This is a genomic window from Desulfobaculum senezii (assembly GCF_054657395.1).
In genome coordinates, this window is sequence record NZ_BAAHYU010000002.1 from 1488651 (window position 1) to 1504527 (window position 15877).

Genomic DNA, 15877 nt, shown 5'->3' on the forward strand with positions numbered 1-15877 from the left:
AGGAGGCCAAATGCTTTTCGCTGACATCGCCCATGCCATGGGTGCCGGTGCTCAGGGCGCTGAGGGCGCTGCCAACCCCATTGCTGGGATGGTGCCCCTTATCCTGATGTTCGTCATCTTCTACTTCCTCCTCATTCGCCCCCAACAGAAGAAGGCCAAGCAGCACAAAGAGATGCTGGGTGCCATCAAAAAGGGCGACTGGGTGCTCACCGGTGGCGGCATCTACGGCCGCATCGTTGAGATTCGCGAAGATGAACTCGTCGTCGACCTCGGCAACAATGAAGTCGTGATGAGCCGGGCCTTCATTTCCAGTGTTCTGGACAAGGCTCCCAAGGCCTTCCCCTCCAGCAACAAGAAGAAGTAGCAATGGCGCGGAGTTCTTCCGCGCCTCGCTTTTCAGGGCAAGCGATGCAGATGGCCGGAATGTTTCGGACCAATATGCGCGCTTGCCTTTGCTATTGATACAACGTAGTTATCAATAGCTTACAGAGGTAGTTGGCGCGGCCATTTGGGCCTGCGCCGTGTTTGTGTCTGGACCCCGAGGAGAAACAATGAAAGGGAGCCTGCGTTACCGCATCATTCTCGCCCTGCTTGTGGGCGTGCTCGGACTCGTCTACGTGCTGCCCTCGTTTATCGCGAAAGAATCGCCCCTGAGGAGCGCTCTGCCCGACGACGAGATCAGCCTGGGCCTCGACCTGAAGGGCGGCGTGCACCTGACCCTGGGTGTCGATATCCCTGAGGCTATCGAGTACAACCTCAATCAGATGGGGCAGGATATTCGCACCACGGCACGTGACGAGGGCATCGCCGTCCTCAAGCCCAGTGTGCGAGGCAAGGACAAGCTGAACTTTACGCTGCTCAAAAGCGACCAGCGTGCCAAGCTTGATGGCCTTCTGAATAAGCACTTCAACATGCTGAAGGTCAAAGCCCGCGAGAACATTAGCGACGGGAAGGTCCGCTACACCCTGGTGATGACCCCCGAATACAAGCGCGAAGTCTCCAAGCTCACCGTCGATCAGGTGCTTAAGACCATCCGTACCCGTATCGACCAGTTCGGTGTGGCAGAGCCGGACATCCGCCGTCAGCAGGGCGGCCGTATTCAGGTTCAGCTGCCCGGCCTCGACGACCCGCAGCGTGCCATCAGCGTCATCGGCCGTACCGCCCGTCTTGAATTCAAGATCGTGGACGACGCCGCAGATCTGACCAAAGCAAAGCAGGGCATTCTGGCTCCGGGACGCGAACTGTCCACCCTGAAGCATTATCGTATGGACGGGACCTACTCCACCGAGCCCATCGTTCTGCATAAGGATACCGTGCTGTCCGGCGAGTACATCACCGATGCACACGTCAGCTACGACAACTTCGGACAGCCCATGATCAGCATGAACTTCAACTCCCGTGGCGCACGCATCTTCTCGCGTGTGACCGGTGAAAACATCGGCAAGCGTCTGGCCATCGTGCTGGACGGCGAGGTGTACTCCGCCCCGTCCATCAAGGACAAGATTCCCGGCGGCCGCGCCTCCATTACCGGTTCCTTCAGCGACAGCGAGGCCGCTGACCTTGCTCTGGTGCTGCGTTCCGGTTCGCTGCCCGCTTCCGTTCACGTCATGGAAGAACGCACCGTTGGCCCGTCTCTCGGACAGGAGTCCATCGACAAGGGCGTTACCGCCGCTTTGGCCGGTTTCGCCGTGGTTCTGCTCTTCATGGCTGTGTACTACGGCTTCGGCGGCATCGTTGCCGACACCGCGCTGGTCATGAACATCGTGCTCATTATGGCCGGTCTTGCCGGCTTTGGCGCGACGCTGACGCTGCCCGGTATTGCGGGCATCATTCTGACAATCGGTATGGCCGTGGACGCCAACGTCATCATCTTTGAGCGCATCCGCGAGGAACTCCGTAGAGGACTCACCGCGCGTGCCGCCATTGAAGAGGGCTACGCCAAGGCGACCCTGACCATCCTTGACGCCAACGTGACCACCGTGCTGGCCGCCATCATCTTGTACCAGTTCGGTACCGGACCCATCCGCGGCTTCGCTGTCACGCTGACCCTGGGTATCCTGGCCTCCATGTTCACGGCCATCTTCGTGACCCGCATTCTCTTTGATATGTGGGCCGCCAAGGCCAAAACCGGTGCCAGACTGAGCATCTAGGGGAGTACACAGATGGGACTGCAACTCATCAAGCCCGATACACATATCGATTTCGTTGGCTTCCGTAAGATTGCCTTCGTTATCTCCACCCTTCTGATTCTGCTTGGCATCGGCTCCCTGCTGATGCACGGCGGACCCCGCTACGGCATCGACTTCGCCGGTGGTATCACCGTGCAGGTGAAGTTCGACGAAGGCATCGAGATCGGCAACCTCAAGGACGCCCTCGCCACCACGGACATGAAAGACATGACCGTGCAAAGCTTCGGCATGGAGCAGGATAACGAGTACCTCATCCGCATCTCCGCCATGGACGTGACCTCCGATCAGGTGCGTACCGCCGTGGAAAGCGCCCTCACCAACCACATGGACGCCGGATACACCGTTCAGCGTCAGGAAATGGTTGGCCCGAAAGTTGGCGCGGACCTGCGTGAAAAGGCCCTCGAAGCTATGTTCTACGCCGTGCTGCTCATCGCTATCTATATCTCCGGCCGCTTCGAGGCGCGCTGGATGACAGCAGGCATCATGGCCGCAGCGCTGTCGGGCGGTATTTATTTGCTCGGCCTCGTCAATCTGCCCATGAGTATGCTCATCCTCGCCGCGATGCTCATCACCGTGGGCTTGTGCTGGTATCTGAAATTGAACTACGCCCTCGGCGCGGTTGTGGCGCTCATTCATGACGTCATCATCACCGTGGGCGTCTTCTCAATGATGGATAAGGAATTCGACCTCACCATTGTGGCCGCGCTCCTGACCATCATCGGTTACTCGCTCAATGACACCATCATTGTCTTCGACCGTATCCGCGAAAATCTTCGCAATAAGGTCGGCGAGAACCTCGGCGAAACCATTAATGCCTCCGTCAACCAAACCCTGTCTCGAACACTGCTGACCTCCGGCACCACGCTGCTGGTCGTCTTCTGCCTGTTCGTGCTGGGCGGCGGCGTCATTCACGACTTCGCCTTTGCCCTGCTCATCGGCGTGGGCATCGGTACCTACTCCTCCGTGTTCGTTGCCAGCCCCATCCTCATGGGATTCGGCCCGAGCCTGGAGCACGACTCCGAAGAAGCCGCCGCCTAAAGCGTGCAGCAATACTCGGTTTGCAGCCCCGGTTCCAACAGGAACCGGGGCTTTTTATTTGCCTCCGGCGGCTCAAGGAAATAATTTCCTTAAGGATCCTTAGGATTTTCAGGTGCGGAAGCCGCCCCTGAAAATAGGGGGGAGGCTGGTCATAAAGGGGTAACATCAACCGGGATTCTCACGGCTTTATCAGTGGTACCAACCCCACCCCAAAAACAGCCATCCCCGCCGCGAAAGCCTCGCAGGGGTGCCGCCGTCATCCATCCACAAGCACCCGTCATGCCCGCACTCGGGATTGTTAAGGGGCCGCGCCCCTTAACCCTGCGGAGCACAAAGAGTTCCGCTTTCCCACCGCGTATTGACTACGGCTCCCCCCTCTAGTCCCACCGAAGCCCCTTCGGCCTTGCCCCCAACCCCTGCCAACCACCACATATTGCCCCGCCGCGAAAGCCTCGCAGGGGTGCCGCCGTCATTCGTCCACAAGCACCCGTCATGCCCGCACTCGGGATTGTTAAGGGTCCGCGACCCTTAACCCTGCGGAGCACAAAGAGTTCCCCTTTCCCACCGCGTACTGACTACGGCTCCCCCTCTAGTCCCACCAGCCCCTTCGGCCTTGCCCCCAACCCCTGCCAACCACCACATATTGCCCCGCCGCGAAAGCCTCGCAGGGGTGCCGCCGTCATCCATCCACAAGCACCCGTCATGCCCGCACTCGGGATTGTTAAGGGGCCGCGACCCTTAACCCTGCGGAGCACAAAGAGTTCCGCTTTCCCACCGCGTACTGACTACGGCTCCCCCTCTAGTCCCACCAGCCCCTTCGGCCTTGCCCCCAACCTTTGCCAACCATCACATCTTCCCCCGCCGCGAAAGCCCCTCAGGGGTGCCGCCGTCATCCATCCATAAGCACCCGCTATGACCGCACTCGGGATTGTTAAGGGGTCGCGCCCCTTAACCCTGCGGAGCAACAAAACGCGTGGGTTTTAGCGCACGCTGGCGCAAAGAGAGAGGCCACACGAGCCGTCTGGTGGCTGGGTGTGGCCTCGCCGTAGGGGGGTGTGGAGGAAAGATTTAGTTGACGAACATGGGGTAGTCCGTGGAGCGCAAACACTCGACGGCGTCGCTGTGCCAATCATCGCGGGGGGCGTGCTTGCCGTAGTGCTTTCCGGGCTGGCCTGTGGATTCACTGACGACGATGGAGGAGAGGTTGGGCCAGTCGTTGACGGCGCACCATTTTTCTATGCAGGCGAGGGGACCGGTGAGTGTAGAGGCCTGCCGCGGGTCGCGGTCCAGCATTTCGCAGAGTTCGCGGTAGGTGAGCAGCCGTTGCGGCGCGTCCTCCTTGCGGACGAGGGGCGTTCTGACGCGCCGCTGGTGGTAAAGCAACTTGTTGACGACCTTGATTGAAAACGGGGTGAGGGGGGTGTTGTCAAACATGGTGCCTCCTTTTGAGGTGCTTTTCCATCTAATACAAAACGCTGTGAGAAAACTCAACTCCGTGCTACTATAATGGGTTTTGTCCGTAGTGCATGGCATACAATGCTTTTTGCATTTGCCGAGAAATGCAGAAACTTGCACATGGCGCAATGAGGCTGGTGGACGGGGCCTTTTGCGGGTGGAGGAAAAAGGAACTTTTTGAAAAAAAGATGGATGGCGGCTCTGGCGCTAAAAAGACGCCGCCCCGGAACGCGGGTGGCGTTCCGGGGCGGCGGTATGGTTGGTGTGTACGGGCGGTGCTACTTGGCCGAGAGCTCTTCAAGCTCGCTGGCGAGGCGGGCGAGTTGGGTGACGGCGTCGCCTGCGTCGTTCATGCGGCCGGACACGCCGTTGGCCATTTGGGCCACTTCGTCCACTGCGGCGTTGATGTGCTCGCTGGTCATGGACTGTTCTTCGGCAGCGGCGGCGATGTTCTCCACCTGATTGGAGGACGCGTTGACGAGGCTGACGATGGTTTCGAGGGCCTCGCCGGACTTGGTGGCCAGTGTGCTGGCTTCGTCCACCATTTGGTTGGTGCGGTCCACGGCGTCGATGGAGGATTGTGCGCCTTGCTGAATGGACACAATGGCCTTTTCGACTTCGTTGGTGGCTTGCATGGTCTTTTCGGCCAGCTTGCGAACCTCGTCGGCAACGACGGCAAAGCCGCGCCCGGCGTCGCCTGCGCGTGCGGCCTCGATGGCGGCGTTGAGGGCGAGAAGGTTGGTCTGGTCGGCGATATCCGTAATAACGCTGAGAACCTGCCCAATCTCCTGCGCCTGCGAACCGAGGCCGTGCATGGTCTCGCGCATGGTGCGGGCGTGTTCGCTAACGCGGAGGATGGACTCCACGGCTTGCTTGACGACGCCGGCACCGCTGTCGGCTTCGCTGCGGGCGGCACCGGTCTGCTCGGCGGCTTCGGTGGCGCTGCGCGCAACCTGCTGCACGGCGGCGTTCATCTGATCCATGGCGGAAACGGTTTCCTGAATGCGTCCCTGCTGGGTGGCAAGGGCGTCCTGCACGCCACTGAACTCATGGGTGAGCCCTTCGGTGGTGCCGGTGAGGCGTTGGGCGGCGTCGTGCGTGGCCTCGTTGACTTTGGCGATGCGCTCCAGCTTGTCCTGAATTTCCTGCTCGGACTGCACAAGGTCGGTGACGACGCGGGCGACTTCCACATAGCCAACGACGGCGCCGTGGCCGTCGTGCAGGGCGGAGGCGGAGGGCTTGATGTAGATGCTGGAGCCGCCGTGCTTCAGCTCGATGATGTCGGCTTCGGCCTGGCCGCCAAGGCGCTTGACCATATCAATGGGGCAGCCGGGGGTGCCGCAGACAGTGGTGTCGAGCTGTTCGTGGCACTTGCACTGGTGCAACTGGTCCTGCGTGATGCCGAGCAGGTCGAGGGTCGCTTTGTTTGCCATCTTGAGGTTGTAGTCGTTGTCCACAACGAAGATGGGGTCGGGCACGGTGTTCAGCACGTTCACATAGCCGCGCATCTCGTCCAGCATGGTCGAGAGCTTGTGGGTGAGGGTGTTGAATGTGCGGGCCAGCTCGCCAATTTCGTCACGCTGGGTGTTCTCCAGCTGTTCGGAGAGGTCGGCGCGGTCCTCGGCGATGTCTTCAATCTTTTGGGTGATGCTGCGAATGGGCGCGCTGACGAACTTGCGCAGAACAATGAGCAGAACAATGACGGGACACAGGGCCATCCCGGCCAGCATTAAAATGAGGGTGGTGTCCGCACGGGCGGCCATGGCGGCGATGTTCTTGAGGTCCACCACGCTGACGATAACGCCAATCTGGTTGCCATTGTAGTCGCGCACGGGGGCCGCGCCGAGGGCGAGCTCGGGCTGCATCTGCAGGGTGTAGCCGTCGCGGCCGTCGTCCAGCAGCTGACGGGTGAGATGCGTCAGGGAGCTGGTGTTGCGCGGCGCTGTGGCGCGGACGTAAGCGCCATCCAGAACCGGGTACTTGGAGGAATCCTGAAGGGATTTGGTGATGCTGAGCTTGTCGGCGTTCATGTACAGGACAAGGTCGTTGGACTCGTCGCGAACGTCGTTAAGGATGGGGGCGAAGCTCTCCAGTACCTCAACGGAGCCGAGCTGCTGGCCGTTGGCGGCGGTGATGGGCACCACGCCGCGGATGGCAAAGCCGCCTCGGCCGAGTTCAATACCACTGACGGATTGGCCTGTGCGGTTTACGTCCAGCACGGTTTGGCGGAAGGAGGAGATATCGTCGGAAATATCCACCCAGTGGCCATTGCGTTTGGTTTGCTTGTCGCGCCACATGCGCACAAGGCTTCTGCCGTTGGGCAGATGGAAGTGCAGACGCAAACGGCTGCCGGCGGTGGCCTTGTAGCTGTCCAGCATTGGGGCCAGCTCAGAGCGCAGCAACTCGCGGGCGGTTTGGGCCTGCGGGGAGCGGGCGTCGTCAATGTCGCCGGAGGAGGCGATTTCATAGGCCTCGCGCACCTTGGGCAGGCGGGCAAAGACGGAGGCAAGCTCCTTGGCGCGACGCGAGGCCTTGTCGATGTCCTCGGAAATGCGCGTGTACTGGTGATCCATCGTGGAGGCGACGTAGTGGTCCCTCAGCTCGTTAAACGAGGAGAAGATAGTGATGTAACTGGCGAGCCCGAGCGCCAGCACCACGATGACCTGCGGGATGGAGAGTTTCCAGAGAAGTTTCATACTGTTGTCCGTACGGTTTTAAAGTTCCTTAAGCATCCGGTTGTGCATCGGCGGCCGCTACGTGGAATGCGCGGCGGGGCGTCGATGCCGCGCAGCCCGTCCGGCGTTGCCGGGGCTGCGCTGTTATCCCCTGTGCTCCCTCATAGAGTGCCAACCCTCGCAAAGTCGGCTGGTGTGACGATGTCTTTTCGGTACCCTTCCCAGGTTCCTTAAACTTATCATGTGTACTTTTGGGGGACGGGGGGAACAAGGAATCTCTCTGTCTCGTGCCAATATTCACAATCTGGCCCTGCCAGATGGGCGGGCCTGTGAATCGTCGCATGTGGTGGCGTGTGTGAAGGCGTAGGGAGGAGGAAAGCTGAGAACGGTGTCCGTGTAGCTGAGGCGTGAAGGCTGAGCGTGCGCTGTGTTGAATCGCGGGAGAAGCATATCGCCGCGTGGGTGAAAGGGCAAGACCTGCGGGGGTGCGGACATGGCCGGTGATGCGGAAGAGGGGCGGTGCAGTGCGCAAGGGAGCGGGCGGGGCTGGGCAGGGGCAAAGACCGCGCGGAGAATCCGCCCACGCACGGGGGAGGCGCGCCGCGTGGAGGCGATGCGCGGCGCCGTCTTGGCCGGCAGAAGGCGCTAGCCGTGGCGAAACAAATGAACAATGCCCTCAGCGATGGCGATGCAGAGACCTACTCCGGCCATGGTGATGGCGTCCTGCGATTCTCCTGCCTTGAGGGCGAAGAGCGCCGCTCCCATAATGACGAGAAAGACGCCAAGGGCGCGCAGCGGTCTATCCAGCCCGTATGAGGAAACCGTCGGCGGAATAATGGCTACGCCGCACGAGGGGCAGTACCGAGTTTCGGTTGTGATGTCGTGGTGGCAGTGGGGGCACTTGGTCTTTCCCATAATAACCTCCCGAAGTCTCGCGAGTGGCCGCGTGGGCGGCGGGCGTCAGTCCGTGGCGGACGTCTGGTGATGGTCGCGTTGTGATAAAGCGCGGGCCTTGTCCCGTGTCTGCGGCGTCTGCCCCGCGCTGGGTAAGCTCTCTGGATATGTGGTACCAAGGTTGGGCAAAAGGGGCAAGAGGGTAAAGAAAGACGCCCCGTTACGTGTAACGGGGCGTCTTGTGGCGGCGTGGCCAGCGGCAGGTCGTGTGGTGGACCGAATGTGTGGTGTGCCGTTGGCCGATTGGTGCTTTTCCCGTCCTCTACCGCCAAAAAGTGGTCGTGTGCGCGGCGTATTGCGCGGGACAATGGGGCGCAGATGTCCACACCGGGCATTCGGACGTGCGGTGCGCCGCGCTGCGTCCAGCGGCCGCGAGGCGTTGACCTGCATAACGCTGAAAGCACGGGTAAAATGGAACATCCGCTTGCCGATATCCCTAACAGGATGCCCCAAACCCCGCAACCCGCAACACGCAGGTATTGCGGAAAAACTGCCACAAGCGAAAGGGCGGCCGGATGGATTCGGCCGCCCTTCGCAAGAGGATGCTTGATGCTTCGGTTTCTTTTTCTACACCATTTAGGAGGAGGTTATATGTCTTCGATACGGTTGGAGGAAAGGGTCTGACCTCGCCCGCATCGTCGAAGAGGGAAGTTGTGAGAGAGCTTGATGGTTGCAGAAGGCTTCCCGTGCCTTCTGTCCCTCTTCTTATCAAGTGGCGTGCCAATTACGAAAAGTGAAGGATTCTAAGCCCTTGTAAGGTTGGCGGCTGTTTACTTGAGTGTGCATGGTGCAAGGGTTCGCACAGAAAAAGTGCAACGCGTGCAGTGGGTTGCACTTTTTCTGTGCAGGGGGGAGGACCAAATGTGTGTAACTGGTTGAAAATTTTGGGGGCGGAGAACGAATGGGATATGAGAGGGCCGAAAAAAAGGAGAACCCAGTGTTCCCGTTCCATAAATCCGGTCCTGCAAGTTCCGGTTTGATTTGGGCGCTGGGTACAATAAAGAGTGTTATATTTAAGCATGTTAGAGTGCCTATCAGGTAGAAAAGGGGTAGGAAATGGGTAAAAGCGGAACCCCGAATTCCTCTTTTGTTAAGAATGGAAAAGTATAACATGCTGTTTTTATTGATTAAATAGACTTGGCACAGAGCGTGCTCATTGCGTGACGCCTCGCCCGGACAGCGCATCCTGGCGGGAGTTTTTTATGAATAGGTGGAACGCGATGCGCAGAGTGCAATTTCGGGATGTATCCCACGAGGCGGCAAGCCTTATGCTGTTGACCCTTGGGGCGACTATCACGGCTTTTTCGTGCAAGGCCATGGCCATTCCTCAGGGTGTGGTGTTTGGCGGGTTGTCTGGGGCGGCGCTGTTGGCGCACCGTCTGTCTGATTGGGCGACTCCCGGTATGTGGCTGCTGGTGCTGAATGCACCGCTGTTTGTGCTGGGCGGGGCGCTGGTTGGGCGGCGCTTCTTTTTTGTGAGTCTGTACGGGATGCTGTGTCTGTCTTTGGGCATAGACGCCATCGACGTACGGGTAACGTTTCCAAACCCTGTGGCGGGCGCTGTGGCTACCGGCATGGTGATGGGCCTTGGCACCGGGCTGGTGCTGCTGGCGCATGGGTCGCAGGGCGGGCTGGATATTGTCGCAAGATGTCTGTCTCAGAGGTTGCAAGCCTCTGCCGGTGCGGTGTATCTGTCTTTCGATGTCGTGCTGTTTGGCTGCGCGGCTATGATCCTTGGAGGGGCCACGGTTGCGACCTCTTTGACGGTGACAGTCGCCATGGCGGCCACGACGGATATTGTCATGCGGTGTGCGGTGTGGTGTCGCGCGCATGCCGCCCGGATGAGTGTTTCCGTGCCGGTTGGTGCCGGCGCTCACGCGGTAGTTCCCGTGCCTGTACATGTGCGCCGGAAGCACTGAGAGAAGTGATCTTTACCAGAGAAGGGTCAATTGACCCTCGGAGATGAGAATGACCAAGGCACGTTCGGGGTTGCAGACCATTGAGGGGTATGTTGGGCCGTACAGTTGGGACGAGAATGAAGAAATCGTCACGGTGTCGGTCATTACGGATGAGAACAGGGAGTATGTGGTGGAGCATGCCGGTCCGGGTGTCCGCCTGCTCGACTATGTTGATGAATACATCCGTGCCGAGGGGGCGGTGCGCAAAAGCCGCGATCATTTCAGTCTGACGGTACAGAGCTTCGATGTCATCGACGCGCCCGAGCTGGACGACTGGATTGAGGATGACGACTGGTAGGGCATCCTCGCCACCCGTCAGGGTTTTTCCCACGCAGAACGAGACTCCGCAGGTTAATGCCGGCGGGGTCTCCGCTGTTTTGAATGCAGGAAGCTGGCGGACCTCTCGCGCCCCAGCCTGCGGGGTGCTGATTTTGGTTGCAAGGGGGGACGGGCCGGACGTACAGTGCCGCCACCGGAGTTCCTGGAGAAAAGTACGATGAAACGTGTTTTGGTCGCGACACCGGATGCCGCCGTATCTGGCATCATCCGCGAAAGTTATACCACGCCGCCCACCATAGATACCGCCTTGAAGCGGGAGGAGTTCGGCCACCATTTGGCGCGCAGGCAGTACGATACGCTGTTTGTGGATGTTGCCATGCTGGATGTGCCGCCCACCAATGGCGATGCGCAGGCCTTTGTGGATGCGCTGGCGCCCATTGCCCGCACCAGTCCGCATGCGGAAATCGTTATCCTTGCGCCGCCGGAGCGCCTGCGCGCCGCCGTCAGGCTGGTGAAGGCCGGTGCGGACGACTACCTCAATTATCCGCTGGACCGTACCGAGGTCCGCTATGTGCTGGAAAGCCTGTACGAAAGCCTCAAGCTCCAGACCGAGATGGACTACTTCCGCGCGGAGGTCGGCGTGGGGCGCTTTATGCAGGTTGTGGGGACGCGCACGCCATCCATGCGCGCCGTGTTCGACAAGGCGCGCCTTGTGGCGCCAACGTCGTCCATTGTGCTCCTCACGGGCGAGACCGGGACGGGCAAGGGCGTTATCGCCCGCCTTATCCACGCCCTTGGCGCGCACAGTTCCGGGCCTTTTGTCAGTGTGCACTGCGGCGCAATTCCCGATACGCTTATCGAGAGCGAACTTTTTGGGCATGAGAAGGGCGCATTCACCAGCGCGGTGAAGCGCAAGCTCGGCCGCTTTGAGGTGGCCGCCGGCGGCACCATATTCCTTGATGAAATCGGCACTGTGACGCCGTCCGCGCAGGTGAAGCTGCTGCAAGTGTTGCAGGAGAAGGTGTTTCAGCGTGTGGGCGGCTACGCGGATATTCCGCTGAAGTCGCGCATCATCGCCGCCACGAATATAGACCTCGGCGAGCTGTGCGCCCGGGGCGAGTTCCGGAAGGACCTGTTCTACCGCTTGAACGTCTTTCCCATTGAAATCCCGTCGCTGCGGGACCGGGCGGACGACATCCCCATGCTGGCGGAGTTCTTTTTGACCAAGCTGAACGAGCAGCACATGAAGGACATCCGCGGCATTCACCCCACAGTGCTGGGCGCATTGGCCGGATACGACTGGCCGGGCAACGTGCGAGAGCTGGAAAACCTCATCGAGCGCGCCTATATCCTTGAGCGCTCCAATGTGCTGACGCCCGAGAGCTTCCCCGTGGATATTGCCGCCAGTGGCGCGCCAGCGGCCAGCCTGCCGCTGGACCTGACGCAAACCCTTGCGGAGTTCCGCGAAAGCGCCAAGGAGAGCGCGCAGCGGCACTACCTCAAGGAGCAGCTTGCTGCCCACAACGGGCGCATGAACAAGACCGCCGAGGCCGCAGGCATCAGTCCGCGCCAGCTCCGTAAGCTCATGACGCGCTACGGCTACCGCAAGGAAGACTTCAAGGTCTGATTTTTCCCGGATAGCAGGGCTTTGCTCCGTCAGAGCCATACCACCCCCGTGTTTTCGTCCTCTGTGGCGGCAGACACGGGGGTGTTTTTGTTTGTGCCCATATGCCGGGAGGATGTGGAATGGTCCGACCATAGCGGTAGGTAAAGGTCCGACCAAAACAATGTGAAAAAAATGTGCGGGGTGGCACTGGAATAATGTGTTATACATAAGCAACTGATTTTATTGAAATAAGTCTTTTCGCCGATGTCGCCTTCTGGATTCTGCATGGTGGAAAGGTCCGACCAAACTCCGGGGAAAGGGTTGACAGCGATTCCAGTATTGTGCAGAGTTTGGTCCGACCATTTGACGGGGCAACGGATGCCGCGCAGATGGTGCAGCTGTGCACGTTAACTGAGTTTGGTGAAGATTTCGCAAGAAATGGGCTGGCTGCACGCTTCGTCGCCATACCGGCGGCTGGCATATTTGGACAGAAAGGTCATACCATTCATGGATCAGACAGAAATGAAAAAGGTCTTGGCATTCACTCCGGCGCAGATTGGTCGCGCCAGCGAGGATGTGGCCCTACAGATTGAGGCGGCCATCACCAGCGGGCGCATTCAGCCCGGTGAGCACCTGCCCAGCGAACGTGAGCTGCAAAGCCTGTTTCAGACCGGGCGCGGCGTCATCCGCGAGGCCCTGCGAACCCTTAAGCAGAAAGGGCTTATCGAAATCCGTAAGGGCGCCAAGGGCGGCGCATATATCAAACAGATAGAAGTCGACAACGTCAGTGAGTCCCTCGCGCTGTTTTTGAAGCAGCACTCCGTGGCTCCCGACCGCATTATCGAGTTCCGCGAGAGCATTGACCGGGCCATCACCTGTTTGGCCATCTCCCGCGCAACGGATGAGGAGAAGCAGCAGCTTGTGGACGGCGCTCACCGTCTGGAAAAGATGCTGGAAGCGCCGAATCCGGACCTGAACCAGCTTGGCGAGCTGGACAGGGAACTCAACATCCTGCTGGCGAACATGGCGCATAATCCCGTGTTCGAGTGGGTGATGCGTGCGCTGCAGTCCGGCTTTAGCTCCCACGATTTCGCGCTATACGAAATGCCCGAATACCGTGAGGCCACCGTCTCCAACTGGACGGATACCGCGCGCGAGATTGCGCAGGGCGAAACGCTGCGGGCGCTGTCGTACATCGGTCATCACTATGTTTTGCTCAGCCGGTGTGTGGAGGCGCGAAGCGCCGAAGGCCGCCCCGGTGTGACGGAATTTTTGGACACGTCCTCGGACGAGGCAACCGAGACGTCGTCCTAAGGCACTTCCGGTACTCTCCTACTGGTTGCACTGCACCTCCGGGCGCTGCCGTGCCCATTATCCCGGCGGCGCCATCGGCACTGCCCTGTGCCGCACGGGGAGGCGCGGATGTCACGTTCCACAGACGCCGCGCCTCCCCGCCGGAGGAGTGCACGCCGCGGCCCGCGCCAGAGTGGGGCCAACGCGGCGAAAAGGCTGGCATATCCAGCCAAGGAAAAGTGGGAAGCATCGCCCGTAAGGGCGCAGGAAAGAAGGGGAGAAGAAGGGTTTCTTGCACAAACCGGGCGCCGCTGAAGGCGGACGGCCCGGGGCTGGCAGGATGTGTGTGTGGAAAAGGCTGCGCTAGGTGTGCGCCATGACAGCCCTAAGCCGTACCACGAAGCATCAGCGACGCCCGGTTTGTGCAGGAAAGCCGTGAAAAGCCGGTCACCACGGTGACCGCCGGGGAAGCGCTCCTCTCGCGTGCGTTCTCCTCATAACCATTCTCCCGGCGTTTATGGCTGCATCGCGGCCATGACGGCACCCAAAAGAAAGCGCGCCACAACGCGGCCCAAACAAGGGCGCACGCGGCGCGCGCACGGCAAGGACGGCCCGTCAGCGTGTGGCGACGGACGGGCCGGAATTCAACGCAACACTATAAAGGACAGCCCGCCGCTCCTTGGCAGAGGATATGCGCGGCGGGCCGCCCTGAACCGAACATGCCGTCTGGCAGGACGACATGAGCAGGAGGTCCCATGGCTAAAAAGATGTATGATTACATCATTGTTGGTGGCGGTTCCGCCGGTAGCGTACTGGCCAACCGTTTGAGTGCGAATCCCAAGAACAATGTGCTGGTGCTGGAAGCCGGTCTTCCGGACTTTCGTCTGGATTTCCGCATCCATATGCCCGCGGCACTGACCTACCCCCTCGCAGGCAAGACCTACAACTGGTGGTACGAGTCCGACCCCGAGCCGTACATGCACAACCGCCGCATTTATCAGCCCCGCGGCAAGGTCCTTGGTGGTTCCAGCTGCGTCAACGGGATGATCTACATCCGCGGCAACGCGATGGACTACGAAAAGTGGGCCAAAATCGATGGCCTTGAGGACTGGGACTACGCCCGTTGCCTGCCGTACTTCCGCCGGTTTGAAACCCGCATGGACGGCGCAACCGCCTACGACGGTGCCAACGGCCCCTTGTACCTGACGACCCCCGAGTGCGACAACCCCCTGTTCAACGCCTTTTTCCAGGCTGTTCAGCAGGCTGGCTACCCCGTGGTGGACAACGTCAACGGTTACCGTCAGGAAGGCTTCTCCAAGTTTGACGCCACCATCTATCAGGGTCGCCGCTGGAACGCCGCCCGTGCCTATGTGCACCCGGTGCGCAGCCGTCGCAACCTCAAGGTCCGCTGCGGCGCGCAGACCTCGCGCATTCTCTTCGACGGCAAGCGCGCCGTGGGCGTCGAGTACGATACCCGCTTCCGCAAGGGCGTCAAGGCATACGGCGGCGAAGTTATCGTCTGCGGTGGCGCCATCAACTCCCCGCAGCTGCTGCAGCTGTCCGGCATCGGTAATGCGGACGAGCTGTCCAACCTCGGCATTGACCCGGTGCAGCACCTGCCCGGCGTGGGCGAGAACCTGCAGGACCATCTGGAACTCTATGTCCAGTACGCCTGCAAGAAGCCCGTCAGCATGTATCCGGCACTCAAGTACCGCAATCAGCCCAAGATTGGCGCCGAGTGGCTGTTCCTGCACAAGGGCGCTGCGGCCACGAACCACTTCGAGGCCGGCGGCTTTATCCGCGGCAACGACGAAGTGGACTACCCGAACCTGCAGTACCACTTCCTGCCCATCGCCATCCGCTACGACGGCTCCGCGCCTAACGAGGGCCACGGCTATCAGGTCCACGTTGGCCCCATGAACACCGACGTTCGCGGTCATGTGAAGATCAAGTCCGCCGATCCGAAGGAATACCCCAGCATCCTGTTTAATTACCTCTCCACCGAGCAGGAGCGCCGCGAATGGTGCCAGGCCATCCGCAAGACCCGCGAAATCATGACGCAGTCCGCGTTTGACGAGTTCCGCGGCGGCGAGCTGGCCCCCGGCGAACATGTGCAGACCGACGAAGAGATTCTGGACTTTGTGGCACGCGAGGGCGAAAGCGCCTACCACCCCAGCTGCACCTGCAAAATGGGCTACGACGACATGGCCGTTGTGGACAGCGACCTCAAGGTGCACGGCGTGGAAAACCTGCGTGTTGTGGACGCCTCCATCATGCCGCTTATCACCAACGGCAACATCTACGCTCCGGTCATGATGATCGCCGAAAAGGCCGCGGACAAGATTCTCGGCAACACGCCGCTGGATGCTTCTCCCGCGCCGTTCTACAAGCACGAAAAGGGCGAGTAGACCCCGAGACCGCAAGGAGACC

The 15877-nt window shown here is 60.3% G+C and carries 11 protein-coding genes; 8 read left to right on the forward strand and 3 right to left on the reverse strand.

Annotation, left to right across the window (positions count from 1 at the left end; translation table 11 throughout):
• Nucleotides 1–10: 10 nt before the first annotated feature.
• From yajC to secF, 3 genes are all read left to right on the forward strand, one after another.
• A complete protein-coding gene (gene yajC / locus ACYQ2T_RS07460) occupies nt 11–364 on the forward strand; it encodes a preprotein translocase subunit YajC (RefSeq protein WP_459899691.1) in 354 nt (117 codons plus the stop codon).
• Between the two features lie 187 nt (nt 365–551).
• Nucleotides 552–2150 carry a protein translocase subunit SecD gene (gene secD, locus ACYQ2T_RS07465; protein WP_459899693.1) on the forward strand — a complete coding sequence of 533 codons (1599 nt, stop codon included), beginning with the start codon at nt 552–554 and terminating at the stop codon, nt 2148–2150.
• A gap of 12 nt (nt 2151–2162) precedes the next feature.
• Nucleotides 2163–3227: a protein translocase subunit SecF gene (secF, locus tag ACYQ2T_RS07470; RefSeq protein ID WP_459899695.1), complete on the forward strand. Its 1065-nt coding sequence runs from the start codon at nt 2163–2165 to the stop codon at nt 3225–3227.
• 1068 nt (nt 3228–4295) lie between these two features.
• On the opposite strand, the gene ACYQ2T_RS07475 is transcribed toward secF, so the two are convergent.
• The 3 genes from ACYQ2T_RS07475 to ACYQ2T_RS07485 all read right to left on the reverse strand — a co-directional run bounded on the left by ACYQ2T_RS07475 (nt 4296) and on the right by ACYQ2T_RS07485 (nt 8272).
• Nucleotides 4296–4661 carry a hypothetical protein gene (locus ACYQ2T_RS07475; RefSeq protein ID WP_459899696.1) on the reverse strand — a complete coding sequence of 122 codons (366 nt, stop codon included), beginning with the start codon at nt 4659–4661 and terminating at the stop codon, nt 4296–4298.
• 299 nt (nt 4662–4960) lie between these two features.
• Nucleotides 4961–7378 carry a methyl-accepting chemotaxis protein gene (locus ACYQ2T_RS07480; RefSeq protein WP_459899697.1) on the reverse strand — a complete coding sequence of 806 codons (2418 nt, stop codon included), beginning with the start codon at nt 7376–7378 and terminating at the stop codon, nt 4961–4963.
• Nucleotides 7379–8002: 624 nt separating this feature from the next.
• Nucleotides 8003–8272 (reverse strand): zinc ribbon domain-containing protein, encoded by a 270-nt coding sequence (locus ACYQ2T_RS07485; RefSeq protein ID WP_404844819.1) that lies wholly within the window; start codon nt 8270–8272, stop codon nt 8003–8005.
• Between the two features lie 1259 nt (nt 8273–9531).
• On the opposite strand from ACYQ2T_RS07485, the gene ACYQ2T_RS07490 reads away from it, so the two are divergent.
• The 5 genes from ACYQ2T_RS07490 (at nt 9532) to betA (ending at nt 15855) form a co-directional block, all read left to right on the forward strand.
• Nucleotides 9532–10230, forward strand: a complete 699-nt coding sequence (locus ACYQ2T_RS07490) for a YitT family protein (RefSeq protein ID WP_459899699.1) — start codon at nt 9532–9534, stop codon at nt 10228–10230.
• Between the two features lie 49 nt (nt 10231–10279).
• Nucleotides 10280–10567, forward strand: a complete 288-nt coding sequence (locus ACYQ2T_RS07495) for a hypothetical protein (protein WP_459899700.1) — start codon at nt 10280–10282, stop codon at nt 10565–10567.
• Nucleotides 10568–10765: 198 nt separating this feature from the next.
• Nucleotides 10766–12175: a sigma-54-dependent transcriptional regulator gene (locus tag ACYQ2T_RS07500; RefSeq protein ID WP_459899702.1), complete on the forward strand. Its 1410-nt coding sequence runs from the start codon at nt 10766–10768 to the stop codon at nt 12173–12175.
• A 486-nt stretch (nt 12176–12661) separates the two neighbouring features.
• Nucleotides 12662–13468 carry a FadR/GntR family transcriptional regulator gene (locus ACYQ2T_RS07505; protein WP_404844822.1) on the forward strand — a complete coding sequence of 269 codons (807 nt, stop codon included), beginning with the start codon at nt 12662–12664 and terminating at the stop codon, nt 13466–13468.
• 734 nt (nt 13469–14202) lie between these two features.
• Entirely contained in the window at nt 14203–15855 is a 1653-nt protein-coding gene (gene betA / locus ACYQ2T_RS07510) for a choline dehydrogenase (protein WP_459899704.1), read from the forward strand.
• Nucleotides 15856–15877 lie beyond the last annotated feature (22 nt).

Excerpts from the sequence above, each read along its gene's own strand:
- yajC (WP_459899691.1), top strand. The coding sequence starts at position 11 with ATGCTTTTCGCTGACATCGCCCATGCCATGGGTGCCGGTGCTCAGGGC.
- secD (WP_459899693.1), top strand. The coding sequence starts at position 552 with ATGAAAGGGAGCCTGCGTTACCGCATCATTCTCGCCCTGCTTGTGGGC.
- secF (WP_459899695.1), top strand. The coding sequence starts at position 2,163 with ATGGGACTGCAACTCATCAAGCCCGATACACATATCGATTTCGTTGGC.
- ACYQ2T_RS07475 (WP_459899696.1), bottom strand. The coding sequence starts at position 4,661 with ATGTTTGACAACACCCCCCTCACCCCGTTTTCAATCAAGGTCGTCAAC.
- ACYQ2T_RS07480 (WP_459899697.1), bottom strand. The coding sequence starts at position 7,378 with ATGAAACTTCTCTGGAAACTCTCCATCCCGCAGGTCATCGTGGTGCTG.
- ACYQ2T_RS07485 (WP_404844819.1), bottom strand. The coding sequence starts at position 8,272 with ATGGGAAAGACCAAGTGCCCCCACTGCCACCACGACATCACAACCGAA.
- ACYQ2T_RS07490 (WP_459899699.1), top strand. The coding sequence starts at position 9,532 with ATGCGCAGAGTGCAATTTCGGGATGTATCCCACGAGGCGGCAAGCCTT.
- ACYQ2T_RS07495 (WP_459899700.1), top strand. The coding sequence starts at position 10,280 with ATGACCAAGGCACGTTCGGGGTTGCAGACCATTGAGGGGTATGTTGGG.
- ACYQ2T_RS07500 (WP_459899702.1), top strand. The coding sequence starts at position 10,766 with ATGAAACGTGTTTTGGTCGCGACACCGGATGCCGCCGTATCTGGCATC.
- ACYQ2T_RS07505 (WP_404844822.1), top strand. The coding sequence starts at position 12,662 with ATGGATCAGACAGAAATGAAAAAGGTCTTGGCATTCACTCCGGCGCAG.
- betA (WP_459899704.1), top strand. The coding sequence starts at position 14,203 with ATGGCTAAAAAGATGTATGATTACATCATTGTTGGTGGCGGTTCCGCC.